This window comes from Streptomyces sp. CA2R106, from assembly GCF_037034245.1.
Lineage (GTDB): Bacteria > Actinomycetota > Actinomycetes > Streptomycetales > Streptomycetaceae > Actinacidiphila.
This window is the reverse complement of sequence record NZ_JBAGKC010000111.1, coordinates 1-1615: the sequence shown is the minus strand read 5'-3', so window position 1 is coordinate 1615 and position 1615 is coordinate 1. Positions and strand designations below refer to the sequence as shown.

Genomic DNA, 1615 nt, shown 5'->3' with positions numbered 1-1615 from the left:
ATCCGAGACGTCCGGGGTCGGCGTCACGCGCACCAGTCGCGCCGCACGGACGACCTCGTCCCGGACGACCACCTGCGGCTCCCCACCAGCCGCGAGCTTGGCGATGAGATCGGTGTCCAGAGAGGTGGCCGACGCTTCGACGTCCACCAGGGTGATCCGCCCGGGGTGTTCCGCCTGCGCCGACCGCACCAGACCCCACACCGCCGAACCCGCCAGATCAGCGACCGCCTCCCCCGGCTCCGCCTCGACCGCACCCCGCGTCGCCACCACCAACCGGCTTCCACCGAACCGCTCATCCCCCACCCACCGCTGCACCTGAGCCAACACCCAACCGGTCACCTCATGCGCCGACCCCACCACATCGCCCGCGGCACCGTAGGCCGCCAACACCAGCACATCCGCACCCGGTTCGACGTCCTCCGACACACCGAACACCGCCACACCCGCACCCGCACCCGGCACCTCCTCCGGCACCGCCACCACCGACGACCAGTCGACCGCCAGCATCGCGCCCGCCTGGGCGTCACCGGCGGGGCCGGTGGATGTGACCGGCTGGAGCACCAGGGTGCCGATCGTCAGCACCAACCGGCCGTCGGCGTCGACCAGTTCGACGCGGACGCTGTCGGGTCCCGTTCGGACCATGTGCACCCGAGCCGCCGTCGCGCCGCCCGCGTGCAGGGTCACGTCGGTGAAGCTGAACGGCATACGGCCGGCGGGCGCCGGGTCGAGCCCGGCGAAGGTGCTCGCCTGGAGCGCGGCATCCAGCAGCGCCGGGTGTACCCCGAACCTGCGAGCCTGATCGGCGTTCTCGTCCGCCACGGCGACCTCGGCGTAGACCTCCTCGGCGCCGACCCACACCTGCCGCAGGCCCTGGAACGCGGGGCCGTACACGAAACCGTCGGCTTCGAGCGCCGGGTAGAAGTCGCCGATGTCGGCCTGCGCGATGTCCACCGGCGGCCACTGCCACCCGGCCGGCTCGGGGGCGGCTACCTCGCCGAGCACGGCGGTCGCGTGGCGGGTCCAGGGCTCGTCCTCGCCGGTACGGGCGTACACCGAAAGCCGGCCGTCGTCGTTAACCACCACCTGCACCTGCACGCTCCCCGCCTCGGGAACGACCAACGGCGCCTCCACGACCAACTCCCGCAGCCCACCAGCCCCCACGGCATCGGCACCCCGAACCGCCAGCTCCACAAAGCCCGTTCCCGGGAACAGCACCACCCCGTGCACCGCGTGATCCCGCAACCACGGCTGCGTACGGAGCGACAACCGCGACGTCAGCACCACCGCACCCGAATCCGGCACCGACACCACCGCACCCAGCAACGGATGCTCCGCCGACACCAGCCCGGCCGCCGTCACGTCGCCCCCGACCAGAGACGCCTGCGGCCAGTAACGGCGCCGCTGGAAGGCGTACGTCGGCAGGTCCACCCAGCCGGTGGGCCTGCGCTCGCCGAACAGCGCGTCCCACGTCACCGGAACGCCCTGCACGAACAACTGGCCGAGCGCCTGAAGCACGGTGCCCGCGTCGTCACGGTCCTTGCGCATCAGGGCCACCGCAACAGCGTCCTCAGCGTTCGCCTGCGCCAGACCGGCCACGACACCGTCCGGCCCCGCA

General features: G+C 72.5%; 1 protein-coding gene. It reads right to left on the bottom strand.

Features of this window, described 5'->3' with window-relative positions:
• Positions 1–1545: polyketide synthase dehydratase domain-containing protein (locus WA788_RS35230; protein WP_335984518.1), on the bottom strand; the 1545-nt coding region annotated here is incomplete at its 3' end.
• Between the last annotated feature and the right edge of the window lie 70 nt (positions 1546–1615).